The following is a 1957-nucleotide window of genomic DNA, read 5'->3' on the forward strand; positions in this document are numbered from 1 at the left end:
TGGATCGTCTGTCTGGCTATCCCGATCATCTTTCTCGGGATGCGGGGGATCAGGGCTCACTACGACCGGGTCGCGGTCGAACTCACCCCGGAACCCGGGCCGCCGACCCTGCCCTCCCGGATCCACGCCGTCGTCCTCGTCAGTAAGATCCATGCCCCGACACTGCGGGCCCTGGCCTACGCCAAGGCGTCGCGGCCGCACAGCCTCGTCGCGGTCACGGTCGCCGTCGACCAGGCGGAGGCCGATCGGCTCCGCAAGGCGTGGACGGAGCGGGGGATCACCGTCGATCTCGTGGTGCTGGCCTCCCCCTACCGGGAGGTGACCCGCCCGGTGCTGGACTACGTCGCCCGGATCAGGCGGGAGAGCCCCCGCGACGTCGTCGCCGTCTACGTCCCCGAGTACGTCGTCGGTCACTGGTGGGAGCATCTCCTGCACAACCAGAGCGCGCTGCGGCTCAAGGCCCGGCTGCTCTTCCAGCCCAGCGTCATGGTCACCAGCGTGCCCTGGCAGCTCGCCTCGTCCAGGCTGGCCGAGCAGCGGTTCGAACGGACCGGGGCGGGCGCGGTGCGACAGGGCCGGGCCACGCTTCCCGGCCCGTTGGAGCGGAAGCGGTGAGTCGACAGCGTCGGCCCGCGCGATCGCGCGTCTCCGGGGGCACCGCACGGCAGGCCCGCGTGCCGGGGACCGCGGTCGGCTCGCTGCTCGACCTCGACGTCGGGCCGGTGGCCCACGGCGGCTTCTGCGTCGCCCGCTCGGGCGGTCGGGTGGTGTTCGTCCGCCATGCCCTGCCCGGCGAACGGATTCGTGCCCGAGTTACCGACGCCTCCCACGAGCGGTACTGGCGGGCGGACGCGGTCGCCGTCCTGACGCCCTCGCCGGACCGGGTGGTCGCGCCCTGCCCGCACGCCGGTCCAGGGTTGTGCGGGGGGTGCGACTGGCAGCATGCCGGCCTCGCGGCGCAGCGGCGCGGTAAGGCCGAGGTCGTGGCCGACGCCCTTCGGCGGTTCGGCGGCCTCGACGCCCGGGTCAGCCCCGCGCACGCCGGGTCCGGCCTGGGGACGGCGGCCGAGGCCGGACCCGGCGCCGAGCCGGCGCTGGAGGTGCTGGTCGAGGCGGTGCCCGTCGGCGCCCCGGAGCGGCTGACCGGATCCGACCGGTCCGGTGGCGCCGACGACGGACTGGCGTGGCGGACCCGGATGCGCTTCGCGGTGACCGGCGGCGAGGTCGGGCTGCGGGCGAGCCGCTCGCACGAGGTGGTGGCGGCGCCGGACTGCCGCATCGCCCACCCCCTCGTCCTCGCGGCGCTCGCCGGCCGGCGGTTTCCTGGGGCCGACGCCGTCGAGGTCGCGGCCAGCCCGGCGACCGGGCAGGTGGCCGTGGCGGTGCATCCCGCCGGTGCCGGGACGGTCGTCAACGACGAGCACGCCGGGACCGGCGAGGATCCCGGGGAGGTCGGAGCCCCCGGGGAGGTCGTCGAGGTGGTGGGGGGCGGAGGTTCCGGCTCGGGCCGGAGGTGTTCTGGCAGGTCCATCCGGCGGCTCCCGGCGTGCTGGTGGACGCGGTCCGCGAGGCCCTGCGTCCCCGAGCCGGGGAGACCGCGCTCGACCTGTATGCCGGGACGGGCCTGTTCGCGGCGTTCCTCGCGGAGGATGTCGGCGCCGCTGGCCGCGTCATCGCGCTGGAGTCCGACGCCGCGTCGGTCGCGGCCGCGGCGAACAACCTCGCCGATCTGCCATGGGTCTCGCTGCGGGCGTTGCGGGTGACACCGGCTACCGTTCGTGGGGTGGTCGCTACGGGCGGGCCGGCCGGCCGGATCGATCTCGCGGTGCTCGACCCGCCGCGCACCGGGGCGGGCCCGGCGGTGGTGGCCGCGCTGCTCGCCCATCGCCCCCGCGCGGTCGCCTACGTCGCCTGCGATCCTGTCGCGCTGGGTCGGGACCTCGCCGCCGCGGCGGCC

General features: G+C 76.0%; 2 pseudogenes. Both read left to right on the plus strand.

The window, feature by feature from the left end:
* A pseudogene (locus AC08ON_RS02295) lies at positions 1-615 on the plus strand (DNA-binding protein); the annotation flags it as partial.
* Positions 612-1957 (plus strand): annotated as a pseudogene (locus AC08ON_RS02300) (class I SAM-dependent RNA methyltransferase); the annotation flags it as partial. The pseudogenes AC08ON_RS02295 and AC08ON_RS02300, both read left to right, overlap by 4 nt.

The sequence above is a fragment of the Frankia sp. CoWAU3 genome (assembly GCF_977971855.1).